This is a genomic window from Paenibacillus sp. FSL L8-0708, assembly GCF_038009325.1.
Lineage (GTDB): Bacteria > Bacillota > Bacilli > Paenibacillales > Paenibacillaceae > Paenibacillus_AQ > Paenibacillus_AQ odorifer.
Genome location: NZ_JBBPBC010000001.1, coordinates 810,985 through 835,061 on the forward strand (window position 1 = coordinate 810,985; position 24,077 = coordinate 835,061).

General features: G+C 48.5%; 20 protein-coding genes and 1 riboswitch. Of the genes, 18 read left to right on the forward strand and 2 right to left on the reverse strand.

The window, feature by feature from the left end:
• Positions 1-36: 36 nt before the first annotated feature.
• Entirely contained in the window at positions 37-483 is a 447-nt protein-coding gene (tsaA, locus tag NYE58_RS03735) for a tRNA (N6-threonylcarbamoyladenosine(37)-N6)-methyltransferase TrmO (protein WP_076148050.1), read from the reverse strand.
• A gap of 127 nt (positions 484-610) precedes the next feature.
• On the opposite strand from tsaA, the gene NYE58_RS03740 reads away from it, so the two are divergent.
• From NYE58_RS03740 to ilvA, 18 genes are all read left to right on the forward strand, one after another.
• A complete protein-coding gene (locus NYE58_RS03740; RefSeq protein ID WP_341001118.1) occupies positions 611-2,746 on the forward strand; it encodes a DNA topoisomerase III in 2,136 nt (711 codons plus the stop codon).
• A 161-nt stretch (positions 2,747-2,907) separates the two neighbouring features.
• Positions 2,908-4,131 (forward strand): MFS transporter, encoded by a 1,224-nt coding sequence (locus NYE58_RS03745; protein WP_339281646.1) that lies wholly within the window; start codon positions 2,908-2,910, stop codon positions 4,129-4,131.
• Between the two features lie 91 nt (positions 4,132-4,222).
• Positions 4,223-4,486 (forward strand): DUF1294 domain-containing protein, encoded by a 264-nt coding sequence (locus NYE58_RS03750; protein ID WP_036680925.1) that lies wholly within the window; start codon positions 4,223-4,225, stop codon positions 4,484-4,486.
• A 40-nt stretch (positions 4,487-4,526) separates the two neighbouring features.
• On the forward strand, positions 4,527-4,961 hold the full coding sequence (locus tag NYE58_RS03755; protein ID WP_036680923.1) for a universal stress protein: 435 nt from the start codon (positions 4,527-4,529) through the stop codon (positions 4,959-4,961).
• 233 nt (positions 4,962-5,194) lie between these two features.
• A riboswitch (purine riboswitch) is annotated at positions 5,195-5,296 on the forward strand.
• Between the two features lie 305 nt (positions 5,297-5,601).
• Positions 5,602-6,087, forward strand: a complete 486-nt coding sequence (gene purE, locus NYE58_RS03760) for a 5-(carboxyamino)imidazole ribonucleotide mutase (protein WP_036680920.1) — start codon at positions 5,602-5,604, stop codon at positions 6,085-6,087.
• A complete protein-coding gene (purK, locus tag NYE58_RS03765; RefSeq protein WP_076309277.1) occupies positions 6,084-7,316 on the forward strand; it encodes a 5-(carboxyamino)imidazole ribonucleotide synthase in 1,233 nt (410 codons plus the stop codon). Before purE ends, purK begins: the two co-directional genes overlap by 4 nt.
• A gap of 5 nt (positions 7,317-7,321) precedes the next feature.
• Positions 7,322-8,617, forward strand: a complete 1,296-nt coding sequence (gene purB / locus NYE58_RS03770; RefSeq protein ID WP_036680917.1) for an adenylosuccinate lyase — start codon at positions 7,322-7,324, stop codon at positions 8,615-8,617.
• A 485-nt stretch (positions 8,618-9,102) separates the two neighbouring features.
• Positions 9,103-9,993, forward strand: a complete 891-nt coding sequence (locus tag NYE58_RS03775) for a phosphoribosylaminoimidazolesuccinocarboxamide synthase (protein WP_341001121.1) — start codon at positions 9,103-9,105, stop codon at positions 9,991-9,993.
• A 124-nt stretch (positions 9,994-10,117) separates the two neighbouring features.
• A complete protein-coding gene (gene purS, locus NYE58_RS03780; RefSeq protein WP_036680912.1) occupies positions 10,118-10,363 on the forward strand; it encodes a phosphoribosylformylglycinamidine synthase subunit PurS in 246 nt (81 codons plus the stop codon).
• Positions 10,364-10,368: 5 nt separating this feature from the next.
• The gene (gene purQ, locus NYE58_RS03785; protein WP_076278150.1) at positions 10,369-11,058 is read left to right on the forward strand and encodes a phosphoribosylformylglycinamidine synthase subunit PurQ; all 690 of its coding nucleotides are present in this window, start codon (positions 10,369-10,371) and stop codon (positions 11,056-11,058) included.
• Positions 11,036-13,282, forward strand: coding sequence for a phosphoribosylformylglycinamidine synthase subunit PurL (gene purL / locus NYE58_RS03790; RefSeq protein WP_038568661.1), 2,247 nt, complete (start codon positions 11,036-11,038; stop codon positions 13,280-13,282). The genes purQ and purL overlap by 23 nt, the downstream gene beginning before the upstream one ends.
• Positions 13,267-14,763 (forward strand): amidophosphoribosyltransferase, encoded by a 1,497-nt coding sequence (purF, locus tag NYE58_RS03795; RefSeq protein WP_036680905.1) that lies wholly within the window; start codon positions 13,267-13,269, stop codon positions 14,761-14,763. Before purL ends, purF begins: the two co-directional genes overlap by 16 nt.
• Before the next feature lie 552 nt (positions 14,764-15,315).
• Positions 15,316-16,356 carry a phosphoribosylformylglycinamidine cyclo-ligase gene (gene purM, locus NYE58_RS03800; RefSeq protein ID WP_341001124.1) on the forward strand — a complete coding sequence of 347 codons (1,041 nt, stop codon included), beginning with the start codon at positions 15,316-15,318 and terminating at the stop codon, positions 16,354-16,356.
• The gene (gene purN, locus NYE58_RS03805; protein ID WP_341001126.1) at positions 16,356-16,973 is read left to right on the forward strand and encodes a phosphoribosylglycinamide formyltransferase; all 618 of its coding nucleotides are present in this window, start codon (positions 16,356-16,358) and stop codon (positions 16,971-16,973) included. The genes purM and purN overlap by 1 nt, the downstream gene beginning before the upstream one ends.
• A gap of 206 nt (positions 16,974-17,179) precedes the next feature.
• The gene (purH, locus tag NYE58_RS03810; protein WP_076279485.1) at positions 17,180-18,727 is read left to right on the forward strand and encodes a bifunctional phosphoribosylaminoimidazolecarboxamide formyltransferase/IMP cyclohydrolase; all 1,548 of its coding nucleotides are present in this window, start codon (positions 17,180-17,182) and stop codon (positions 18,725-18,727) included.
• Between the two features lie 23 nt (positions 18,728-18,750).
• Positions 18,751-20,016, forward strand: a complete 1,266-nt coding sequence (purD, locus tag NYE58_RS03815) for a phosphoribosylamine--glycine ligase (protein ID WP_076142419.1) — start codon at positions 18,751-18,753, stop codon at positions 20,014-20,016.
• Between the two features lie 287 nt (positions 20,017-20,303).
• Entirely contained in the window at positions 20,304-21,599 is a 1,296-nt protein-coding gene (locus tag NYE58_RS03820) for an SEC-C metal-binding domain-containing protein (RefSeq protein WP_076128473.1), read from the forward strand.
• Positions 21,600-21,757: 158 nt separating this feature from the next.
• A complete protein-coding gene (ilvA, locus tag NYE58_RS03825) occupies positions 21,758-23,020 on the forward strand; it encodes a threonine ammonia-lyase IlvA (protein WP_076104158.1) in 1,263 nt (420 codons plus the stop codon).
• 87 nt (positions 23,021-23,107) lie between these two features.
• On the opposite strand, the gene NYE58_RS03830 is transcribed toward ilvA, so the two are convergent.
• Positions 23,108-24,046, reverse strand: coding sequence for a hypothetical protein (locus NYE58_RS03830; protein ID WP_341001128.1), 939 nt, complete (start codon positions 24,044-24,046; stop codon positions 23,108-23,110).
• Positions 24,047-24,077: the final 31 nt, after the last annotated feature.

Here is a 24,077-nt window from a genome sequence, read left to right on the forward strand (position 1 = left end):
TAACAGTTAATAGAAATGGTGTCTAGCACGATTACTTCAATGATTTGCTGTCCAGTCGCCCCAAACAGCAGCCCAATCGGGAACTGTCACTTCCATTACGCGATCTGCACTAGGAAAATAGGCTTTGATGTCGAGAACCGGTGTGCCCGGATAGGCATCAAGCCCGGCCACCTCCACTATTCCAGAGTCTACATCGACAGACAGGATTGCTGCTACACTTAGCCCAATCGGATTAGGGCGAATAGGGGAACGGGAAGCGAATACTCCAGTTAAGGTCGCATCATAAGGAGGCTGAATCTGTGTAGTCTGCCGGAAATGATCCTCTGCAAACTCATGCAGCCACCAAAGTACTTGGCAATGACTAAACTGAGATAAACCTTTAAGCGCTGGTCTGAATTCCGGGTTGATTTCAAGCCGCAAATTATGTGCTGTACCTCTAACCGATCCTATAGATAATATATTATAGCTTTCTTGTTCATTCATTGACTATGACTCCTTTCGGGTATCAGATATGATCTAGTGTATAACAGAGGCATACGGTAAAGCCTGACGATATTTGCTAACATTCATTTAATGCTATAATGAAATTTGATGTGGAAAGGGGAGCATTATGAAGACATTAGTATTGGCGGAGAAGCCGTCTGTTGCACGCGAGATTGCACGGGTCATGGGATGCAATAATAAACAGAAGAGTTATATTGAAGGTCCAAAATATGTGGTTACCTGGGCGCTGGGTCATTTGGTCGGCCTGGCAGAGCCAGAGGATTATAATAAAAAGTTTGCAACTTGGGCCTTGGAGGATCTGCCGATTTTGCCGGAGAAGACCAAGCTGAAGGTGCTGCGGGAGACCAACCAGCAATATAAAGCTGTCCAGCATCTAATGAAGCGTCAGGACATTGAGGAGCTTATTGTTGCTACAGATGCTGCCCGTGAAGGGGAGCTGCTGGCTCGTTGGATTATGAATATGGCAGGGTGGAAAAAGCCGTTCCGGCGGTTATGGATATCCTCGCAGACTGATAAGGCAATTAAAGAGGGATTTGCAAAACTCCGTCCGGGCCGGGAATTTGATCGGTTGTATGAATCTGCACGTTGCCGCGCAGAGGCGGATTGGATGATTGGACTGAATGTCACAAGAGCTTTGACCTGTAAGTTCGGTTCGCCGCTCTCAGCAGGACGGGTACAAACGCCGACATTAGGGATGATCATGGATCGTGAACAGGAGATTACGGGTTTCCGTTCCGTCGATTTTGAGACGCTGACTGCTGATTTTGGGGATTTCCAAGCGGCATGGCGGGCCAGTAACGGTGATGGTCGAATATTCGAAAAGGATAAGACAGCCAGCTTAAAGGATAAGCTTACAGGACGCAGCGGCCGTATTATTAAGGTACAGAAGAGTGAGAAAAGTGAACCTCATCCACTGGCTTATGATCTGACTGAACTGCAGCGTGATGCGAACCGGAAGTTCGGCTTCTCCGCGAAGCAGACCTCCAGTGTGCTGCAGCGGTTATATGAGCAGCATAAACTTGTCACATACCCGCGTACGGACAGCCGTTACTTAACTTCAGATATGACGGGCACACTCAAGGAAAGACTGGATAGTGTTGCGGTCGGTCCATATGCAGCGTTAGCACGTCCATTGCTGCGCAAGCAGCTGCCGATTACGAAGCGAATCGTGGATGATAGTAAAGTTAGTGATCACCACGCTATTATTCCTACAGAACAGACCGTATTGTTAAATGGTCTGAGTACTGAGGAACGTAAGTTGTATGATCTGATTGTGCGGCGTTTTATAAGCTTGTTCTATCCGCCAGCTCGTTATGATGCGGTAGCTGTAACCGTCAATGTGGAAGGCGAAAGCTTCCATGTCAAAGGGACGACAGTAAAAGATGCCGGCTGGCGCGAAGTATACGGCGGAGATATGAGTAGTGATGACGAGGAGGAATCTGCGGACGAGCCGGCAGCGGGCAGTGTAAAGCTGCCTGAGCTGCGCGAAGGGGCTGCTGTCACGATTGGCCGCTGTATGGTGCGTGCTGGCCGAACACAGGCACCGAAGCGTTATAATGAAGCTTCGCTGTTGACGCAAATGGAGAAGCACGGCCTCGGAACCCCGGCTACACGCGCGGATATTATTGAGAAGCTGGTAAGCTCCGATACGATTGAGCGGCAAGGTAATCTCCTGCATCCGACAGGAAAAGGTAAGCAGTTAATCGAGCTGGTATCCACTCAGCTACGAACCCCGGATCTAACCGCACGTTGGGAAGCTGAGCTGGAGAAAATAGCGCGTGGTCAAGGTAAACCGGAGCTCTTTTTACAAGGTATCCGCGGTATGGCACAGGAATTGGTAACAGGTGTGAAAACTAGCGGAGCAGAATATAAGCCGCATAATGTCTCTAACAGCCACTGTCCGGAATGCGGTACAAGACTGCTCGAGAAGAAGAGCAAACGAGGTAAGCTGCTGGTGTGTCCTGCAGATAACTGTGGTTACACCCGTGCAGGTGAGAAAAGACTATCGAATCGCCGCTGCCCACAGTGCCATAAGAAAATGGAGCTTAAAGAGGGTAAAGCAGGCATGTTCGTACAATGTCTAGGCTGTGGAATCACAGAGACCTTAGATAAGGATCACAAGCATGTTAATAAACGTGAACAGCAAAAGCTGGTGCAGCAATACAGTAAGCAGGAAAGCATTGGTTCTAACCTTGGGGAACTGCTGAAAGCAGCGCTTGAAGGACAAAAGAAGGATAAGTAGTAGGAATCATCGGATGGTTAGCTTCAATTAAAATGAATGATTAGAATAATGAAGGCTGCTGAGTGTGCTCAGTAGTCTTTTTTCTATCCTAGTAAGTTTATGTGGTCTACGGATAGGCTTTGAATTAGAATGGAAAGCAAATGAGTGGAGCAGGTGATTAGGTGGCAGCTGAGCAGCAGGCGAATCCGTTGAAAGCGGCAGATCGCCCACAGGGGCAAGGAAGCAGCAGGTTTTTCTTTTTGGTTATTGTATTTATGTTTTGGTTCTCTTCTTATATTTATGTGCCGGTGCTTTCACCATATGTTGAGCATTTGGGAGCATCGTATTTTATGGTGGGCATGGTGCTTGGGATATATGGGTTAATGCAGATCCTATTCCGTATACCCATTGGCATCGGTTCAGATTATTTAAATAGGCGGCGGCCGTTTATCTATCTGGGATTGATTGCGAGTGGAGTCAGCTGTTTTCTTTTTATGTGGGGAGCACAGCCGGGTTGGGCGTTGGCAGCACGTGCGGTATCCGGGATAGCAGCATCGGCATGGGTTGTGTACTCTGTGATGTTCGCAGGATATTTTCCAAAAGAGGAAGCTGGAAAAGCGATGGGCATGCTGCAATTCACTACAGTAATCGCCCAATTGACCAGCATGATGATCAGCGGCTATATGGTAGAGCATTGGGGCTGGAATGCCCCCTTCCTGATTGGGGGAATTGTAGCTATTGCGGCACTAATACTTGCGCTTCGGTTACCGGAACAAAAGCAGGAAAAACGGCAAAATGCCATACAGATCAAGGAGCTGGCTGGTGTTGTAAAGGAACCTCTGCTGGTAAAAGTATCACTGTTGTCTGTGCTGGCACACTGTGTGCTATTTATAACGATGTTCGGATATACTCCGAACCAGGCGCTGAATATCGGAGCAAGCAAAGAAAGCTTGGGCTGGCTAACACTTGCTTTTATGATTCCGCATGCCATCGCAACGCTCTACGGCTCACGTCTGTTTGGAGGGCTGCTGGGTGATAGAGGGAAGCTTATGCTAGGCTTCGCGGGAAGCGCGTTGTTTACGCTGCTCATTCCTTCTATGCCGACGTTAGCGGCGCTTTGTCTGACTCAGGTGGGGAATGGTTTTATGCAGGGACTTATTTTTCCGCTGCTGTTGAGTAAATCCGTATCAGAAATAGATCCTTTTAAACGGGCTACAGCTATGGGTTTCTATCAGGCCGTTTATGCGATAGGGATGTCAGCAGGGCCATTCGTAGCAGGTTGGATGAGCTCTGTATATGGCTTGACCGGAGGATTCTGGTTAGGTGGGATTGCGGCGGCGTTGGCTACAATTTTATCCTGGGTATGGATGAAGGATACGAAGCAGAAGCAGCTAAAAGAAACTTAACAGACTTGGCAGAGCGTGTAAGGATGATTGGTTTTTTGTGCGAAAGGGGAATATAATAGAGATAGGAAGCAAGGAGGAGGAGCCCGGGAGAATGGTCAAGGTTGTAATGTTGTGGTTTGTGGTAATTAATATTATCGGGTATGTAGTGATGTCCGAGGACAAGAACAAAGCCCGCAAAAGGCGGGAACGTGTACCTGAGAAAACACTTTTTCTGCTGGCAGCCATGGGCGGCGCACTAGGTGTGCTGATTGCCATGTACCGTAAGCGCCACAAGACGCGTCATACATCCTTCAGGATCGGAATTCCGCTTCTGCTGCTGCTGAATATCTTTTTGTACAGCTATTTTTTAAGATAATAGTCTTTAGGATTACAAACTAGAAAAAGAGGTGGCGTACATGTTATTCTCTAAAATTTTGCTAGCCTATGACGGTTCAAAGGCTTCTAATCAAGCATTGGAGCGCGCAATTGAACTCGCTAAAGTCACACCAGGTTCTATATTGCATGTCGTACACGCATTTGAATTCCCAAGATTTTTTATCGGAGAAGCTCTTGCACCACTACCAGCTTCAGTAAATAAAGAATATTATGATTTGGCAGTGCAGACAACCGAGGAAGTGAAGGGACGCCTTGAGGCTGAAGGCCTGAATGCTGAGGTTGAGCTTTTACAAGGATCTCCTGCGGAAGTGATTTTGAAATATGCTAAGGAAAATGCTATAGACATCATAGTTATCGGCAGCCGCGGGCTTGGCGGTATACGTGAATTTGTTCTGGGCAGTGTCAGCCATAATGTAGTACAAAGCGCTCGTATTCCAGTGCTGGTTGTAAAATAATATAGAGTTCAAAGGGACGCTGATAGCGTTCCTTTTTTTCAATTTAAGGCTGTACAGGTCTTAATCTGGAGCTTAAACACCATAGAGCGCTAGAGGTAGGAGCGTACGGAAAGAAGTACTTCTTCACAAAATATAAGGTTATTGAGAATTTAAATTCGCCCAAAAGCGAACATTTATTATGGTGATTTTACCAATGTTCGTGTTTGAGTTGACATCATGTGTAGGGGATTGTTAAACTGATGTCATGAAGAACTCGTATAAAACCGGGAATATGGCCCGGAAGTTTCTACCCGGGAACCGTAAATTACCGGACTACGAGGAAATAGGATGCTAGAATGCGATAATGCAGTCCAGATAATGGAGTGATGCATTGTGCAGCTTTCCGCGCTTAATGCCAGTTTGGTGAGAGGCAAGCGGGAGTGTTTTTTCCTAATTCCTTTACTAGTCCGATCCTCCCGCAGCAAAATGCGTCTGGACATCGGGCTTTTTTAATATAAGGAATAAGTTACACGTAATACATCAACCTTATATTATTAAGGAAAACGATAGTCATCCCTGAAGGACGAGAATGTAGTCTCTGCTTGTTCGGATTTACAAGATAAAGATATCTCATACTAGTGATTGGAAGGTAGGTCGAATCATGTCTGTGCAGGTAGCTGTCATCATGGGTAGTAAGTCGGATTGGGATACGATGGAGCACGCTTGTGGGGTGCTGGAAGAGCTGGGTTTGTCTTATGAGAAGAAGGTAGTATCCGCGCACCGTACACCGGACTTGATGTTCCGCTATGCGGAGGAAGCCGCTGGCCGCGGTATTCGCGTGATTATTGCAGGAGCAGGCGGCGCCGCACATTTACCGGGTATGGTGGCTGCAAAGACGATCCTGCCAGTGATTGGAGTGCCCGTGCAGTCGAAAGCACTTAATGGGCTGGATTCGCTGCTCTCCATCGTGCAGATGCCTGGAGGCATACCGGTAGCAACAGTAGCTATTGGTAAAGCAGGCGCTGTAAATGCAGGCCTGCTGGCCGCACAGATCATCGGAGCGTTCGACCCCGAAGTGCAGCAGCGTGTGCAGCTGCGTCGGGATGCGATCCGCGATGAAGTATTGGAAAGCAGCGACAGCTTATGAGGCCGGAGGAGCTGAAGCTGCAGGAGGCTGGCGGCGCAGCTTCGCCAGCCGCACAAGCGTCCGGTGCGGACACCGTCCGGACGCTGCTGCCCGGCTCGACCGTCGGCGTGCTCGGCGGCGGGCAGCTCGGGCGCATGATGGCGCTGGCCGGCAGCGCCATGGGGTACCGCTTCGTGGCGCTGGATCCTGCGCCGGATGCGCCTAGCGGTCAAGTTACGCCGCAGATTACGGCGGCGTATAACGACCGGGACGCGGCGCGGGAGCTGGCCCGCCGCTCGGACGTCATCACGTACGAGTTCGAGAACGTCGACGCGGGCGTAGCAGCGCTGCTGGCGGAAGAATCGTACGTGCCGCAGGGCAGCGCGCTGCTGTATACCACGCAGCATCGGCTGCGCGAAAAAGCCGCCATCGAGGCGGCGGGCGTTCCGGTCGCCCCGTACCGGAAGGTGGACAGCCTTGCGGAGCTAAAAGAGGCGGCGGCTGAACTTGGACTACCTTGTGTGCTCAAGACAGCCACAGGCGGTTATGACGGCAAGGGTCAAGCTGTGATTCGTCAGGAAGAAGAGCTGGAAGAAGCCTTCCGGCAGGTTGCACCCGGTGAGGTGATTCCGGAGCTGGTGCTTGAGAAGTTTGTAGCTTTTCAATGCGAAATATCCGTTGTTGCTGCACGTAGTGCATCTGGGGAGGTCAAAAGCTTTCCGCCTTCTGAGAACATTCATGTAAACAATATTTTGCATCTGTCCATTGTGCCTGCAAGAGTGTCAGCGGACATTCAGCGCAGAGCTTGCGAGCTGGCTGAGACTTTAATCGCAGGCCTGAATGCGGTTGGACTGCTTGCCGTGGAAATGTTCGTCACAGCGGACGGTGAATTGTTCGTCAATGAGCTGGCACCAAGACCGCATAATTCCGGCCATTACACCATGGATGCTTGCGTGACCTCACAGTTCGAGCAGCATGTCCGGGCGATTTGTAATCTGCCGCTGGGCGATACAACGCTTTTGACACCTGTAGTTATGGTAAATGTATTAGGTCAGCATTTGGATGGTGCGATTAAAGCGACCTGTACACATGAGGAAAAAGATAATAAGCTGGGTATTGTACCTAAGCTTCATATATATGGCAAGACTGAGAGTAAGACTGGTCGTAAGATGGGTCATATCAATCTGCTGTGCAAGGATACCGGAGACGGCCTATCCTGGGTGGAGCAATCTAAACTTTGGAGGAACTAAAGAATATGATCGAACGTTACAGCAGACCCGAGATGCGGGCCATTTGGACTGAGGAGAATAAATTCAAAGCGTGGCTGGAAGTGGAAATATGCGCTTGTGAAGCATGGGCGGAGCTGGGAGTCATCCCACATGAAGACGCTGCTAAGCTGCGTAAGGATGCTAAATTCGACATCGCACGTATTGATGAAATCGAACAGGAAACACGTCATGACGTAATCGCCTTTACTCGTGCGGTTTCCGAAAGCCTTGGCGCAGAACGCAAATGGGTACACTACGGCCTTACTTCCACAGATGTGGTGGATACAGCACTGGGTTACTTGTTGCGTCAAGCGAATGAGATACTAGAGAAGGATATTATTAACTTCATTGAGATCCTTAAAGATAAAGCTATTGCTTATAAAGATACACCGATGATGGGCCGTACACATGGGGTTCATGCTGAGCCAACTACTTTTGGTCTGAAAATGGCATTGTGGTACGAAGAAATGAAACGAAACCTGGAGCGTTTCCGCCATGCTGCGAACGGTGTGCAATTTGGCAAAATCTCCGGAGCCGTTGGTACGTATGCCAACATCGATCCATTCGTAGAAGAATTTGTCTGCCGTAAGCTGGGTACAAGCCCTGCACCGATCTCGACACAAACTCTACAGCGCGACCGTCACGCTGAATATATGGCAGCTCTTGCTCTGGTAGCAACCTCGCTAGACAAATTCGCTACCGAAATCCGCGCTCTGCAAAAGAGTGAGATTCGCGAAGTAGAAGAAGCTTTTGCCAAAGGTCAAAAGGGTTCATCTGCTATGCCGCATAAACGGAATCCTATTGGCTGCGAGAATATTTCCGGTCTGTCCCGCGTGATTCGCGGACATATGGTTACAGCTTACGAGAACGTGCCGCTCTGGCATGAACGCGATATCTCGCACTCTTCAGTGGAGCGTATCATCCTTCCGGATGCAACGATGCTGCTGAACTACATGCTGAACCGTTTCGGAAACATCGTGAAGAACCTGACTGTATTCCCAGAGAATATGAAGCGTAACATGAATCGTACCTTCGGCGTCCCTTTCTCCGGCCGGATCTTAACCAAGCTGATTGATAAAGGCTTCAGCCGTGAGCAAGCGTACGATACCGTTCAACCACGTGCGATGCAAGCTTGGGAAGAGCAAAAGCAGTTCCGTGATATCGTGGAAGCTACACCTGAAATCACTAATGTCCTCACCCCAGAAGAGATTGAAGATGCATTTAACCCTTCTTGGCACCTTAAGCATGTGGATACCATCTTCCGCAAGCTAGAACTTATCTAAGAAAAGATAAGTTAGTGGTGAACTAAGGAGCTAGGAATAGTACGAGCGGTTAAGGTTGTGCAGAATTGAAATGCAACTGGTCGATAAGGAACGGAGAGAAATTTTGGAACTGTAGAAGCGTTAGCGTTCGCCTTTATCCTCGGATTTCTACCGCGAGAAGCGGTTCAAATCAAGAAATCTGAGGATAACAGCGATCGGAAGTCCAAACATTCCTCGGAGTTACGCCTTTGAGACTCTAAAAAAGATAAGTTAGTGGTGAACTAAGGAACTAGGAATAAAAGAAATCGGTCGAAGGAGTAATGGAGAGGAAGTTTGGAACTGTAGAAGCGTTAGCGTGCGCCTTTATCCTCGGATTTCTACCGCAGCAGCGGTTCAATCAGGAAATCTGAGGATAACAGCGATCGGAAGTCCAAACATTCCTCGGAGTTACGCCTTTGAGACCAGATAGTTATTAGGGAGATCATTAGTTCAAGGGAGGAAAGGTCATGACATCATCGGCCGTATCCACAGCCGTGGAACTCATCAATGCGCCGCTGCTCTACAAAGGGAAGGTTCGTGAGCTATACGATTTAGGGGAAAATGTACTGATCGTAGTTACAGATCGGATATCTGCTTTTGACTATGTGCTGGACCCGGCAGTCCCTGAAAAGGGCAACGTGCTTAACCGTCTGAGCGCGTTCTGGTTCGGACAGACTAAAGAGCTGATGGAGAATCATGTCGTTCATATCGATGTGGATCTGCTCGGCGACGTAGTTAAGGACAAAGAGGCTCTCAGAAACCGTGTCATGGTGGTACGCAAAGCGGAGCGTATTGATATCGAATGCGTAGTGCGTGGATGCATCACTGGCGGCGGCTGGAGACAGTATCAAGAAACCGGCAAGGTAAATGGTATTGATCTTCCTGCTAACCTCCGCAAAAACGCGCTGCTGGCAGAACCGATTTTTACCCCTGCGGCTAAAAATGATGTAGGTCACGATGAGGATATTCCGTTTGAGAAAATGCAGGAATTAATCGGAGCTGATCTGGCGCTTGAGCTGCAGGAAAAGAGCTTAAAGCTGTTCGCTTTTGCTAGAGAGTATTGTGCTGAGCGTGGGATCATTCTTGCGGACTGCAAATTCGAATTCGGCTTGTTGGACGGTAAGGTGATTCTGATCGATGAGATTTTTACACCGGATGCTTCCCGCTTCTGGGCTAAGGATAAATACGCGCTTGATATTGAAATTGATAGTATGGATAAAGAGCCTGTTCGTACGTATCTATCTGCATCTGCCTGGGACAAGAATAGTAAACCTGATCCGCTCCCACTGGAAGTAGTAGAAGAAACTACACGGCGTTATCTGGGCATTTATCATCGTCTTACTGGCAAGTCTTTATAGTTCAACATAGTGTGTGCACTCATGGGAATAAATTCAGTATATATTTTTGAAGCTAAATGTACTCATTGTAGAATTTCAGTTTCAGAGGGTATGCTCATTAAAATTTAGGAGGAACTACAAGCATATGTTAAAAGCGACGGTATATGTCACCATAAAGAAAAGCGTTCTTGATCCACAAGGGGTAGCAGTACAAGGAGCACTTCATTCGGTAGGCTTCCAAGAAGTTGAAAGCTTGCGTATAGGGAAATATATGGAGCTGACTCTGGATACGGATAACCGTGCTGAAGCGGAAGTTCGTCTCAAGGAAATGTGCGAAAAGCTACTTGCCAACACGGTGATCGAGGATTACCGCTACGAATTGGAGGACTAAACGACATGAAATTTGCTGTACTTGTCTTCCCAGGCTCCAACTGTGATATTGATTGCTACAAGGCGGTAGAGGACAGTCTCGGCGAACCAGTCGACTATGTGTGGCATACAGCGACGGATTTGTCGGCGTATGATTGCATTTTGGTTCCAGGCGGATTCTCATATGGTGATTACCTGCGCTGTGGCGCGATTTCGAGATTTGCTCCTGTTATGGCGGAAGTTGCTAAAGCAGCAGAGCAAGGGAAATACGTGCTAGGCATTTGCAATGGGTTCCAAATTCTTACTGAGGCTGGTTTGCTGCCAGGTGCGCTTCGCCGCAACATGTCGATGAAGTTCCGCTGTCACGATACAGTGCTTAAGGTTGTTAATAATGAAACCCCATTTACTATTGACTATGCTAAAGATGAAGAAATCATCATCCCAATCGCACACGGTGAAGGCAACTACTACTGTGATGACGAGACTTTGGCAGAGCTGAAAGCTAACAATCAGATCGTGTTTACCTATAGCGATAATCCTAATGGCTCCGTAGCCGATATTGCGGGTGTTAGTAACATACAAGGGAATGTGGTTGGCATGATGCCTCACCCTGAGCGCGCGGCTAATAGTTTACTTGGTTCAGAAGATGGCAAAAGAATGTTTACATCCATACTGAAGACTTGGAGGGATCGTCATGACGCAGCAAGTATCCGTTAAGGAACCGACCGCAGAACAGATTGCGGAGCAGAAAATTTATAGCCAGTTCGGTGTGTCGGACAGCGAATATGAGCTGATCAAGTCTTTTATGGGACGTTTGCCGAACTATACTGAAATCGGCGTATTCAGCGTAATGTGGTCGGAGCACTGTGCCTATAAGAACTCCAAACCCCTCCTGAAACGTTTCCCAATTTCCGGACCACGTGTCCTGATGGGACCTGGCGAGGGTGCAGGGATTGTAGATATCGGTGACAACCAAGCGGTTGTTTTCAAAATCGAAAGTCATAACCACCCTTCAGCGGTAGAACCTTTCCAAGGTGCGGCAACGGGTGTCGGCGGAATTATCCGTGATATTTTCTCCATGGGCTCCAGACCTATCGCAATCCTCAATTCACTACGTTTCGGAAAGCTGGAAAGTGATCGAGTGAAGTATTTGTTCGAGCATGTTGTGTCTGGTATTGCCGGTTATGGTAACTGTATCGGGATTCCAACGGTTGGCGGCGAAATCATGTTCGATGATAGCTATGACGGTAACCCGCTTGTTAACGCAATGTGTGTCGGTCTAATTGATCATGACAAAATCCAACGTGGTGTAGCTAAGGGTGTAGGCAACCCTGTCTTCTATGTAGGCCCTCCTACAGGACGTGATGGAATTCATGGTGCTACTTTTGCATCGGTAGAGCTTAGTGAGGAATCAGAAGCTAAACGTACCGCTGTACAGGTCGGCGATCCATTTATGGAAAAGCTCGTTATGGAATCTTGTCTAGAACTGATCGACAGCGGCATCGTTATCGGGATTCAGGATATGGGCGCAGCGGGTCTTACCTGCTCTAGTGCGGAGATGGCAAGTAAAGCAGGCAATGGTCTGGAGCTGTATCTTGATCAGGTGCCACAACGTGAAGAGGGCATGACGCCTTACGAAATGATGCTTTCAGAATCACAAGAACGGATGTTGTTCGTCGTTGAGCCGAAGGATGAGGCCCAGGCACAAGAGATTTTTGACCGCTGGGGTGTTATCTGCTGTAAAGTCGGTAAAGTTACGGATGATGGCCGCTTGAAATTGTATCATCACGGCGAGGTTGTTGGTGACATGCCAGTAACGGCGCTCGTGGATGAGTGCCCAGTATATAACAAACCTTCTGAGGTTCCTGCTTATTATATTGCGAATGAAAAGGTAGATACCCTTCGTTATGAGGAAGTTACGGATCTGGGCGGTGCATTGCGTACAGTACTTGGATCACCAACCGTAGCAAGTAAAGCATGGGTATACAATCAATACGATTACATGGTGCGGACGAGCACAGCTGTACGTCCTGGATCTGACGCGGCTGTAGTTACCATTCATGGTACTCGTAAAGGACTTGCGATGACTACAGACTGTAATGGCCGTTATGTTCATCTTGATCCTGAAGTGGGCGGACGTATTGCAGTCAGCGAAGCGGCACGTAACATCGTTTGTTCCGGTGCTGAACCGCTGGCTATTACGGATAATCTGAACTTTGGAAATCCTGAGAAGCCTGATGTGTTCTGGCAAATGGAGCGTGCGGTTGATGGTATGGCTGAAGCATGTCGTGTGCTGGATACTCCGGTTATCGGTGGTAATGTCAGTCTTTATAACGAAAATACTACGGGTTCCATCTATCCAACGCCGGTTGTCGGCATGGTTGGTTTAGTAGCGGACACGGATCATATTACGACTCAAGGGTTCAAGCAAGAAGGCGATTCCATTCTTCTGCTGGGAGTGACCAAGGCTGAGCTGGGCGGCAGTGAATTCCAATATGCTGTTCATGGAGTGACCGAAGGTCGTCCTCCGGCTTTGGATTTGGCTACTGAGAAAAAACTGCTGAACGCAGTCCTTACCTCAATTCGTGGCGGTCTGGTGCGTTCCGCTCATGACTTGTCGGAAGGTGGACTAGCCGTAGCGCTTGCAGAGAGCTGTATCAGCGGCGGAATCGGAGCGAACGTTGAACTTTCAGCTAACGGTCTTAGATCTGATGTAGCATTGTTCAGCGAAAGCCAATCACGCATTGTGCTGACAGCCGCTCCTGAACGTGCGGAAGAGCTGAAAGCAGCGATTGCAGCCAGCGGTGTTCCCGTGGAAATCATCGGAACTGTAGGTGGAGACAGACTGCGCGTAAATCTGGACGGCGTGTCCGCACTAGATGAAGCTGTAGCAGAATTGAAATTCGTTTGGGAGGATGCTATTCCATGTCTTATGAAATAAAGACCGGGAAAGAGCAGGAGACTCCTATCCTGTGGACTGGTGACTTTTACAATGAAGGAACGGGCTCGGGAGATATTTTTGACACATTAAAAGAGGAATGCGGCGTTTTCGGGGTCTTCGGACACCCGGAAGCGGCGTCCATGTCTTATTACGGCTTACACGCCTTACAACATCGTGGAGAAGAAAGTGCGGGAATCTGCGTAGCAGACGGCCGCGATTTCAACTATCACCGCGGGATGGGGTTAGTAAAAGAAGTATTCGACAAGGACAAAATAGCCTCATTGGTTGGAGACATGTCCATTGGGCATGTACGTTATTCCACTAGTGGAGACAGTCGCTTAACCAATGCGCAGCCACTGGTATTTAAATATCGTGACGGCGATTTGGCGATTGCTACGAACGGCAACATAGTAAATGAACCGTTGATCCGCAAACAGCTGGAGCAAAGCGGATCGATCTTTCAAACTACGAGTGATACAGAAGTGCTGGCGCATTTAATTGCCCGTTCGCCAAAGGATTTTGTTGAAGCGGCAAAAGATGCGCTGCAGCAGCTCGTTGGCGGGTTTGCTTTTCTGCTTATGACAAATGACAAGTTGATTGTCGCTTCAGATTCCCATGGCTTGCGTCCGCTAGTGATGGGACGGATTGGTGAAGCTTATATTTTTGCTTCCGAGTCCTGCGCATTAGAGGTCATTGGGGCGCAGCTGGTTCGAGATATTGAGCCGGGCGAACTGCTTGTCCTCGACAAAAACGGCCTCTTAGAGGACCGTTTTACCGAACCCAAACGTAAAGCGCTGTGCGCGATGGAGTATATTTACTTCTCACGCCCAGACAGTGATATGAACGGCTCTAACCTGCACTCCGCCCGTAAGCGGATGGGTAGCCGCATGGCACTGGAAGCTTTTGTCGATGCTGATCTCGTAACCGGTGTGCCGGATTCCAGTATTTCAGCAGCCATCGGGTATGCCGAGCAAACGGGAATTCCTTATGAGCTTGGGCTCATTAAGAATAAGTACACTGGACGGACCTTCATCCAGCCGAGCCAAGAACTGCGTGAGCAAGGTGTGAAGATGAAGCTGAGCGCCGTGCGCAGCGTAGTTGATGGCAAACGTGTCGTTATGATCGATGATTCCATCGTTCGTGGCACGACCTCACGCCGAATCGTCAATCTGCTTCGGGAAGCGGGAGCTGTTGAAGTGCATGTGCGGATTACTTCGCCACCGTTCAAGAATCCTTGCTTCTACGGCATTGATACACCAGACCGCCGCGACCTCATCGCGTCCTACAAGACCATTGAGGAAATGTGCGAAGAGATCAACGCCGATTCCCTGGCATTTTTGTCGCCGGAAGGCTTAATCTCTTCCATTGGTGGACACAACAAAGACGACTACAAAGGCGGACTTTGCCTTTCTTGCTTTGATAATGATTACCCGACGCAGGTGGATTTTGGCGGGGCAGAGAAAGATGGCTGCTCGTGTTGACCTCCCCCTAAGTCCCCCTTTCAAAGGGGGATTCCGAAGGGCTCTGCCCTCCGGCCACCCGAAAGCTCGGCGGTAGGAGTTAGGTTATAACTTGCTAAGAAGACTTGGGTACGAGTGCTCGCTTTGTCCCTGTGTGCTTTGCACGGACGGGACACGGCTCCACCCCCCGCTGCATCCGCCGCCGGGACTGGCTTGCCAAGCTTCCCTCTGTTTGCTTCGCAAATACGAGGGCCGCTTGTCTCGCTTAAGGAGGTGCATGGCGCAGCTCATGCACCGAGGTCTTGAGGTCCGTGTGCAAGGCGCGCACTGCGGCTTGCAGTAGGGACAAACCGGTGGTTGGAGGGAGTTATGGAGAGGAAGTTTGGAACTGTAGAAGCGTAGCGTTCGCCTTTATGGTTGGATTTCTACCGCGAAGAGCGGTTCGAATCAGGAAATCCAACCATAACAGCGATCGGAAGTCCAAACATTCCTCGCAATAACTCCCCTACAACCACCCAAAAGCCGAATGCGCCCAAACGCGCTCTAAACTATTAAAAGATGAGGTGTCCAATAGTGTCGGAAGCTTATAAAAACGCCGGAGTGGATATTGCGGCTGGTAATGAAGCGGTAGAACGCATGAAAAAGCACGTAAAACGTACTTACCGTCCAGAAGTAATGACGGATCTTGGTGGGTTCGGAGCGCTGTTTGGCCTCAATAAAGATAAATATGAAGAGCCAGTGCTTGTATCGGGAACCGATGGTGTAGGCACAAAGCTCAAAATCGCGTTCGCGGCGGATCGCCATGATACGATTGGCATCGACGCTGTAGCTATGTGCGTGAACGACATTGTAGTGCAAGGTGCAGAGCCACTCTTTTTCCTCGACTATCTGGCTTGCGACAAAGTGGTGCCGGAGAAAATTGAGGCTATCGTAGCCGGAATCGCTGAAGGCTGTCACCAAGCGGGTTGTGCACTGATTGGCGGTGAAACGGCTGAGATGCCGGGTATGTATTCAGCAGGTGAATATGATATTGCTGGATTCACAGTGGGCGTAGCTGACAAAGCGAAGCTGGTAACAGGCGCTAACATCGCTGCTGGAGACACAGTGATTGGTCTGGCTTCCAGTGGTGTGCACAGCAATGGCTTCTCGCTGGTGCGCAAGCTTTTGCTTGAGCAAGAGGGTTATGGCCTGAATGATGTGCTTCCTGAGCTTGGCGCTCCGCTCGCGGATGTACTCCTTGCACCAACTAAGATTTATGTGAAGCCTTTGCTGGCACTGCTGGAGCAGCTTCCGGTAAAAGGTATGGCTCACATTACGGGTGGCGGATTCATCGAGAATATCCCACGCGTATTGCCTGATAATGTAGATGTGGAGATCAATTACGGATCGTGGCCGATTCTGCCAATCTTCAGGTTGATGCAGAACAAAGGTAACGTAAGCAACCGTGATATGTTCACTACTTTTAATATGGGAATTGGTCTTGTTCTGGTAGTTAGCGCTGCTGATGGAGAACGCGCTCTTGAACTGCTTAAAGCTAGCGGAGAAGAGGCGTATATCATTGGGAAAGTAACAGAAGGGGAACGCAAAGTAACCTTTACTGGAGCTGAAGTGTGATGCAATCAAGTCGAATCGCTGTTTTTGCTTCGGGGCAGGGCAGCAATTTTGCAGCACTGATCGAGGCACAGAAAGCAGGTTTGCTTGGAGACGGCAGGATTGAATTGCTTGTCTCGGACAAGCCGGAAGCGCCTGTAGCACAACGTGCGGAGGATGCGGGAATTCCCGCCCTCCTGCTGCGGCCAAAAGACTTCGCCAGCCGTGAACTCTACGAAACAGAGATTGTAGCAGAGCTTCAGCGGCGGGAAATCGGGCTGGTTGTGTTGGCAGGGTATATGCGCCTCATTACACCAGTGCTTTTAACGCCGTATGCGGGTCGGATTATTAACATTCACCCATCGCTGCTGCCTGCTTTTGCTGGAAAGGATGCGATCGGACAAGCGCTGGATTATGGCGTGAAGCTGACGGGAGTCACTGTGCATTTTGTCGATGGAGGTATGGATACCGGGCCGGTTATTGCTCAGCGTAGCGTAGTTGTGTTGGATAACGACACGGCAGATTCATTGGCGGAACGGATTCATAAGGTTGAGTATGAGTTGTATCCTGAAGTGGTTGGCGCTTTTGCCAGCGGGAAAGTGGAACTGAGTGGAAGAAAGACGATTATCCGCGAAAAGTAAGCCACACTGTAGCCATTCGAAGTTTTGGATCGACATTTGGTGACAGGCGGAGAGATTTTAGGGTATTTCTCGGGAAATATTGCATAAGCGGCATTATGTGTCGTGTAGTAGGTAATAGAGTCAGATTCTTTCTTATAGTAATTTCCCAAGCTTTTAGATGTCATCACATTAAATCGCACGTACAACCCGAAGGAGGACTATTCAAAGTGAGTATCAAAAGAGCGCTAGTTAGCGTATCGGATAAACAAGGTATCGTGGATTTTTGCCGCGAGTTGTCTGCATTAGGCGTAGAGATTATTTCCACAGGTGGAACAAGCACGCTTTTGGCTAAGGAAGGTGTTCCAGTCATCGGTATTTCCGATGTTACAGGATTCCCGGAAATCATGGATGGACGTGTCAAAACCTTGCACCCGGCTGTACACAGCGGATTGCTAGCGGTTCGTGACAATGAGGAACACACGCGTCAAATGAAAGAGCTTGGTCTGGACTACATTGATCTGGTAGTAGTAAATCTGTATCCGTTCGCGGAAACCATTGCTAAACCGGATGTATCGTATGAAGAAGCCATCGAGAATATCGATATCGGCGGACCGACGATGCTGCGTTCTGCGGCGAAGAATCATGCTTTTGTAAGTGTAGTGGTAGATGCTAACGACTATGCTACAGTGCTTGAAGAGGTTCGCGCAGGTGGAGATACAACGCTGGAAACACGCAAACGTCTTGCGGCAAAAGTGTTCCGTCATACGGCGGCTTACGATGCCTTAATTTCCGATTATTTGGCTAATGTTACTGGCGAACCGCTTCCTGAGCGCTACACCGTGACTTATGAGAAAATTCAGGATCTGCGCTATGGCGAGAATCCGCATCAAAAAGCGGCTTTCTATCGCAAGCCTTTGGCTGCGGGGGATACTCTTACAGCAGCTGAGCAATTGCATGGCAAAGAATTATCCTACAACAATATCAACGATGCTAACGCAGCGCTGCAAATCGTGAAAGAATTTGAAGAACCTGCTGTCGTAGCCATTAAACATATGAATCCTTGTGGTGTAGGTGTCGGTGAAAGTGTATACGAAGCTTATCAAAAAGCTTACAACGCAGACCCAACCTCTATCTTTGGCGGAATTGTAGCCGCTAACCGGATTATCGATGCAGACACTGCTAATCTGCTGAAAGAGATTTTCCTCGAAATCGTATTGGCGCCAGGGTTTACGGATGAAGCACTGGAAATCCTTACGAAGAAAAAGAACCTGCGTTTGCTCAAAATCGGCAATCTTAGCACGGCTAGCGCGCGTAAGAGCAGCTTCGTAGTCACCTCTATTGATGGAGGAATGGTTGTACAGGAGAGCGATGTGCATTCTGTGAACCCGGATGATCTGCAAGTTGTTACGGACCGTAAGCCAACCGAAGAAGAATTGAAACAGCTGTTGTTCGGCTGGAAGGTAGTTAAGCATGTGAAATCTAATGCGATTGTATTAGCGGCGGATGATATGACAGTTGGCGTAGGTGCAGGGCAAATGAACCGCGTTGGCGCGGCAAAAATTGCGATTGAACAAGCTGGCGAGAAGTCCAAAGGATCAGTCCTTGCCTCTGACGCCTTCTTCCCAATGGGAGATACACTTGAAATGGCAGCTAAAGCAGGTATTACCGCAGTTATTCAGCCAGGCGGCTCCATTAAAGACGAAGAATCGATCAAGGTCGCGAATGAGTATGGAATTGCTATGGTCTTCACAGGCGTCCGTCATTTCAAACACTAGAACGCTGGGAGGATTTTATTCTAATGGATATTTTAGTGGTTGGCGGCGGCGGCCGGGAGCATGCGATTATTTGGAGCCTGTCCCAAAGCCCCAAGGTTGGTAAAATCTATTGCGCACCCGGCAACGCCGGAATCGCGCAGCTAGCAGAATGTGTGCCTATCGGTGTGTTCGAGTTCGATCGTCTGACGGCTTTTGCCAAAGAGAAGGAAGTTGGCCTTGTCGTAATCGGACCGGATGATCCGTTAGCAGGGGGCATTGTGGATGCTTTTGAAGCACAGGCTATTCCAGTGTTTGGTCCACGTAAGAATGCAGCTGAGATCGAAGGCAGCAAAACCTTTATGAAGGATCTTTTGCACAAATATAATATTCCGACAGCAGCCTATGAAAAATTTGATGGCTATGAAGCTGCACTGGCTTACTTACGCGAGCAACCGCTGCCGATCGTAATCAAGGCAGATGGGCTTGCCGCAGGAAAAGGCGTGACCGTTGCCTATTCACGGGAAGAGGCAGAGCAGGCACTAGCTGATATTATGGTAACCAAAGTGTTTGGTGAGGCTGGCGCTCAGGTTGTCATTGAAGAGTTCCTAGCGGGTCAGGAAATGTCGATTTTGGCTTTTGTTGATGGAGAGACAGTTCGTCCGATGGCTGCCGCTCAGGATCATAAGCCCGCTTACGATGGAGATAAAGGTCCTAATACCGGTGGAATGGGCACCTATTCGCCTCTGCCGCATATCGACGAGGCGATTATCCAAGAAGCGATTGAGACCATCATTAAGCCAACAGCAAAGGCTATGGTAGCTGAAGGCCGTTCTTTCAGCGGCGTTTTGTTCGCAGGGCTGATGATTTCTCCAGAAGGTAAACCAAAGACCATCGAATTTAATGCCCGGTTTGGGGATCCGGAGACACAGGTCGTGCTGCCTAGATTGAAGAGCGACTTGTTAGAAATCTTTTTGGCAGTAACCGAGGGTAGACTTGCGGATATCGATATTGAATGGAGCGACGAAGCAGCGGTGTGCGTGGTTCTCGCTTCTGGAGGATATCCAGGCTCTTATCCTAAGGGAGTGCCGATCGAAGGGCTTGAGGACAGCCAAGGAGGGCTGATCTTCCATGCCGGTACAGCACGGGGGGCAGATGGCAGCTGGGTAACGAACGGCGGACGGGTCTTAGGCGTGGTAGGCCTGGGTGCTACGATTGCCGAAGCTCGTTCAGCAGCCTATGCTAGGGCTGAAGGAATCTCTTTTTCCGGGAAACAGAATCGCAGCGACATCGCTATGAAGGCTCTGGTATAAGGATAAAGCACTGTATCTAGCAATTTTTTGCGCTTTAAGTCCTAAAAAAGGACTGACAAGTGATAGAAGAAGTGCTATAATACTACACGTACGGGGGAAAATGTGCGGATATATACAGATAAGGGCCTTTCCGATCATGGGAAGGCCCTTTTAAATCGGAGTCCTTCAGACTTTGTGCAGTAACCTTATAAAGGATGCCTCGTGCCTGAAAATGTTGATACTTATAGTGCATACTAGCGATACGCTTATGGCGAATGGCTACTCACAGATTTAAGGGGGAATTCGTTTTGAGTAAGATTGGAAGAAATGATATGTGTCCTTGCGGAAGCGGGAAAAAATATAAGAAATGCTGCCTAGGGAAAGAAACTTCTGCAGTGGAATCCATCATGCGACTGGTAACAACGGAAGAATCCGCTGCTACTGTGGCTGTGGCCGAGAAACCAGAAGCGGCAGCAATTCCTGAAGCTAAGCTTACCCTAACTACGCTCAAAAAAAAGGTGTCACGTGATCTGAAATGGGAGCATCCGGCGCATGAGCAATTGGCTCTGCATCTTATTGAGACCATGAGAGACAGCTATGACCGGGAGCTAATCTGGGAAGGTCTGGTTCTATGGAATGGTTATTCCCGTCACATCAAGCCTGCAGTGAAGAAAATGGGCTCCTTCTGTGCAGCTATCGAGTTTATCTTGTCTGAGGAATATGGATTCCTTCAAACTCAAGCTGATCTAGCGATCAAACATGAGGTTACTGCACCTACCATCTCCAGAAAAGTTAAAGAGATGCTTAATTATATCGAACAGTACGGCATGGGCGGGGCAGAGGAAGAATTACTTTTGCTCAACGTTTCAGGCACTCCGAAGGATCAGGAACAGGCTTTGCTGCAAAAAGCAATGGAAACTAAAGCATCCAATCGCCGGATACAGCTAGCAGAAGCGGCATTGGAAGTTTATCCGGACAGTCCGGACGCCTATCTCATTTTGGCTGAGGAAGCCGAGAATGAAGCAGATGCCCGTGCTTATCTGAAAGCAGGGATGGAAGCGGGTGCGCGTGAGCTTGGAGAAGCCTTTTTCACTGAGAACAAAGGACATTTCTGGGGTCTTTACGAGACACGTTCGTACATTCGAATCTGCAAAAGCTACGCTGACTCCTGCTGGTTTAGCGGAAATGCAGAAGAAGCACAAAAGACGCTGGAGCACATTCTAGAATTGAACCCAGAAGATAACACAGGTGCACGTTACCTTCTAACGGCAACGTACCTTTACACTAATAAGCTTAAGAAGACCGAGAAGGTACTGGAGAAGTTCGGCAAGGATGCAGCAGCAACAGTAGCATATGACCGTATGGTTTTAGAATATAAGAAGAACGGGATTACTTCCCAGCTCAAAATGCTCTACCGCGTGGCAAAGAATGTGAACAAGCATGTGCCAGATTATCTGTTAGGTATCAAAAGATTACCGCATAACCTGCCTGATTTTGTAGGCGTGGGTGACGCTAACGAGGCTATCGAATATGTTATTGTACATTCACGTTTGTGGACAAGCTTACCAGACCTGGTGAAGTGGATGCTGAAGCAACAGGACTAGTAGGTTTCATGGCGTAGGGATAGCAAATACTAGTAAGAGACTATAGGGTTCCTTTAGTCTCTTTTTCTTTATCACTGATTAGGATGCTTGAAAAAATGTCCTCGGGAGAGTATGTTACAAGAAGTAGAATAACAGATAGATAGTGAGGCGAGAGGGTTATGAGAGAAGAGGAAGACCGAATCGTAGGAATGGAAGATATTGTGCGGGCTCATCACGTACTGCGTGAAGTCATAATCCGGACACCCCTACAACGTGATGCTGTATTGTCAGCCAAGTATGATTGTGATGTGTATTTGAAGCGCGAGGATTTGCAGATTGTACGTTCTTTCAAAATCCGCGGAGCTTATAATATGATTCGTAGTTTGTCAGCAGAAGATAGAGCGAAAGGCATTGTCTGTGCGAGTGCGGGCAACCATGCACAAGGCGTAGCCTATTCCTGTAAGGCGCTTGGAATTAAAGGCAAGGTCTACATGCCAAGCACTACGCCTAACCAGAAGGTTAAGCAGGTGCGGCGGTTTGGCGGTGAGTTTGTTGAGGTCATTCTGAAGGGAGATACCTTTGATGACGCTTATGATGAAGCACTGCAAGCTTGTATAGATCATGGGATGACGTTGATCCATCCCTTTGATGAGCCACGAATCATTGCGGGCAACGGCACCATTGCAATGGAAGTGATGGAGAGTCTGGACAACCCTGCAGACTTTATGTTCGTAACCATTGGTGGAGGCGGCCTGGCAGCGGGCATAGCCACCTATGTGAAGACAGTTAGTCCTTCTACCAAGTTGATTGGTGTGGAGCCACTCGGAGCAGCTTCTATGACGGAAGCGATTAAGCTTGGAGAAGTGGTGACTCTAAAGGAAATTAATAAGTTCGTGGACGGAGCGGCTGTAAAACGTGTTGGCGGATTGACGTACGATATTTGTTCCCGTCATCTGGATGACATCGTGATGGTGCCTGAAGGTAAAGCTTGTACCACGATTCTGGAACTATATAACGAGAATGCCATAGTGGTTGAGCCAGCAGGTTCGCTGCCTATCGCAGCGCTTGATCAATATCGTGATCAAATCCGCGGCAAAACAGTTGTCTGTATCATAAGCGGCGGCAACAACGATATTGACCGGATGCAGGAGATCAAAGAGCGTTCATTGATTTACGAAGGTTTAAAACACTATTTCATGGTGAACTTCCCGCAACGTGCAGGTGCGCTGCGTGAGTTCTTGGGCGAAATCCTTGGACCTCACGATGATATTACCCGTTTCGAGTATATCAAGAAGCATGATAAAGAAAATGGTCCCGCGCTTGTTGGCATTGAATTATTGTCAACGGATGCCTACGAACCTCTCATCGAACGGATGCAGCAGAAGGGCGTCGATTATGTAGAGATCAATAAGGATTCTAATCTCTTTAACATCCTTATTTAATTCTCGCATCCACTTCATAATCACGTTAATGAACATAAATAAGCCCGTCCCTATTCATTTCAGGGACGGGCTTTTGTGATTTCTTTATTAGAGCGGTAACGAAGTCTTACGATATTGCTCGACCTCATCGGTCAATTTATAGCTATTGTCTTTCATTAATTTCATGAAGCTATCCAGCTTTTGTAGAAATGGGCTGTTATCATTATTTTTGGTCAGAATACTGGAGTAAGCCTTTTGCGCCTCCAAATCCATTTCCAGATTGTCATAATGGAAGAGAGGAGTGTTATTCTGGCCGTAAAACGTATTATTCACGTACTTAGTATACAAGGCTTTTACAGCAGAAATTCGGTTTGATTTCGGATGATTTTGAATGAATTGCTCTTGAGATAAAGCTCTGGCTGCAACCTCAGTCCAGGCGATAACTAGCCCGTTGTCCTTGGAAGAGGGCAGGTCCGATTCGGTGGCCATAATGGTAATATAAGCGCTGATATCATTGGTGACGTATAGCTTGTACTTGCGGTAAGCCCCATAATCGATCACCGGGAAAAAAGTACCCTCTGCTGTCTCCAGCTTATATCCGCTTTCGCTGGCACTTTTCAGCAGTGTACGCAGCTGGAGATCATCGGTAATAGCGGCAAGAGAAGACATGCTGGCGCCTGCTTTATAAATGGCGGTGAGCTTCCGCTGGACAGTGCTGGTACTGAATTTACTCTCCCAGGCTTGCAGCGCAGCTTTATGCAGATTCTCAAGCTTCAGCGTCAGCATTGTTGCACGATACGACCCTACCGCATACATATTGGAGTTCAAATATTTTATGGCTTCGGGTAACTTGTCAGAGGTAGATAACAGCGGTAATGCAGCTTTATAGACAGCCTCTGCATGATTATTGCTAGCTGCTTGGGTTATTGCCTTAGCGCCTTCCCCAGGAGGGCTGGTAGCACCTTCGGCGTGAATAGCACTGGGCACTATGCCTAGCCCTAAGGCTATAGCTAGAACGGAGTAGAGAATATGATGCTTCTTAATCATGGAAGTTTCCCCCTATCTATCGGATGGAATA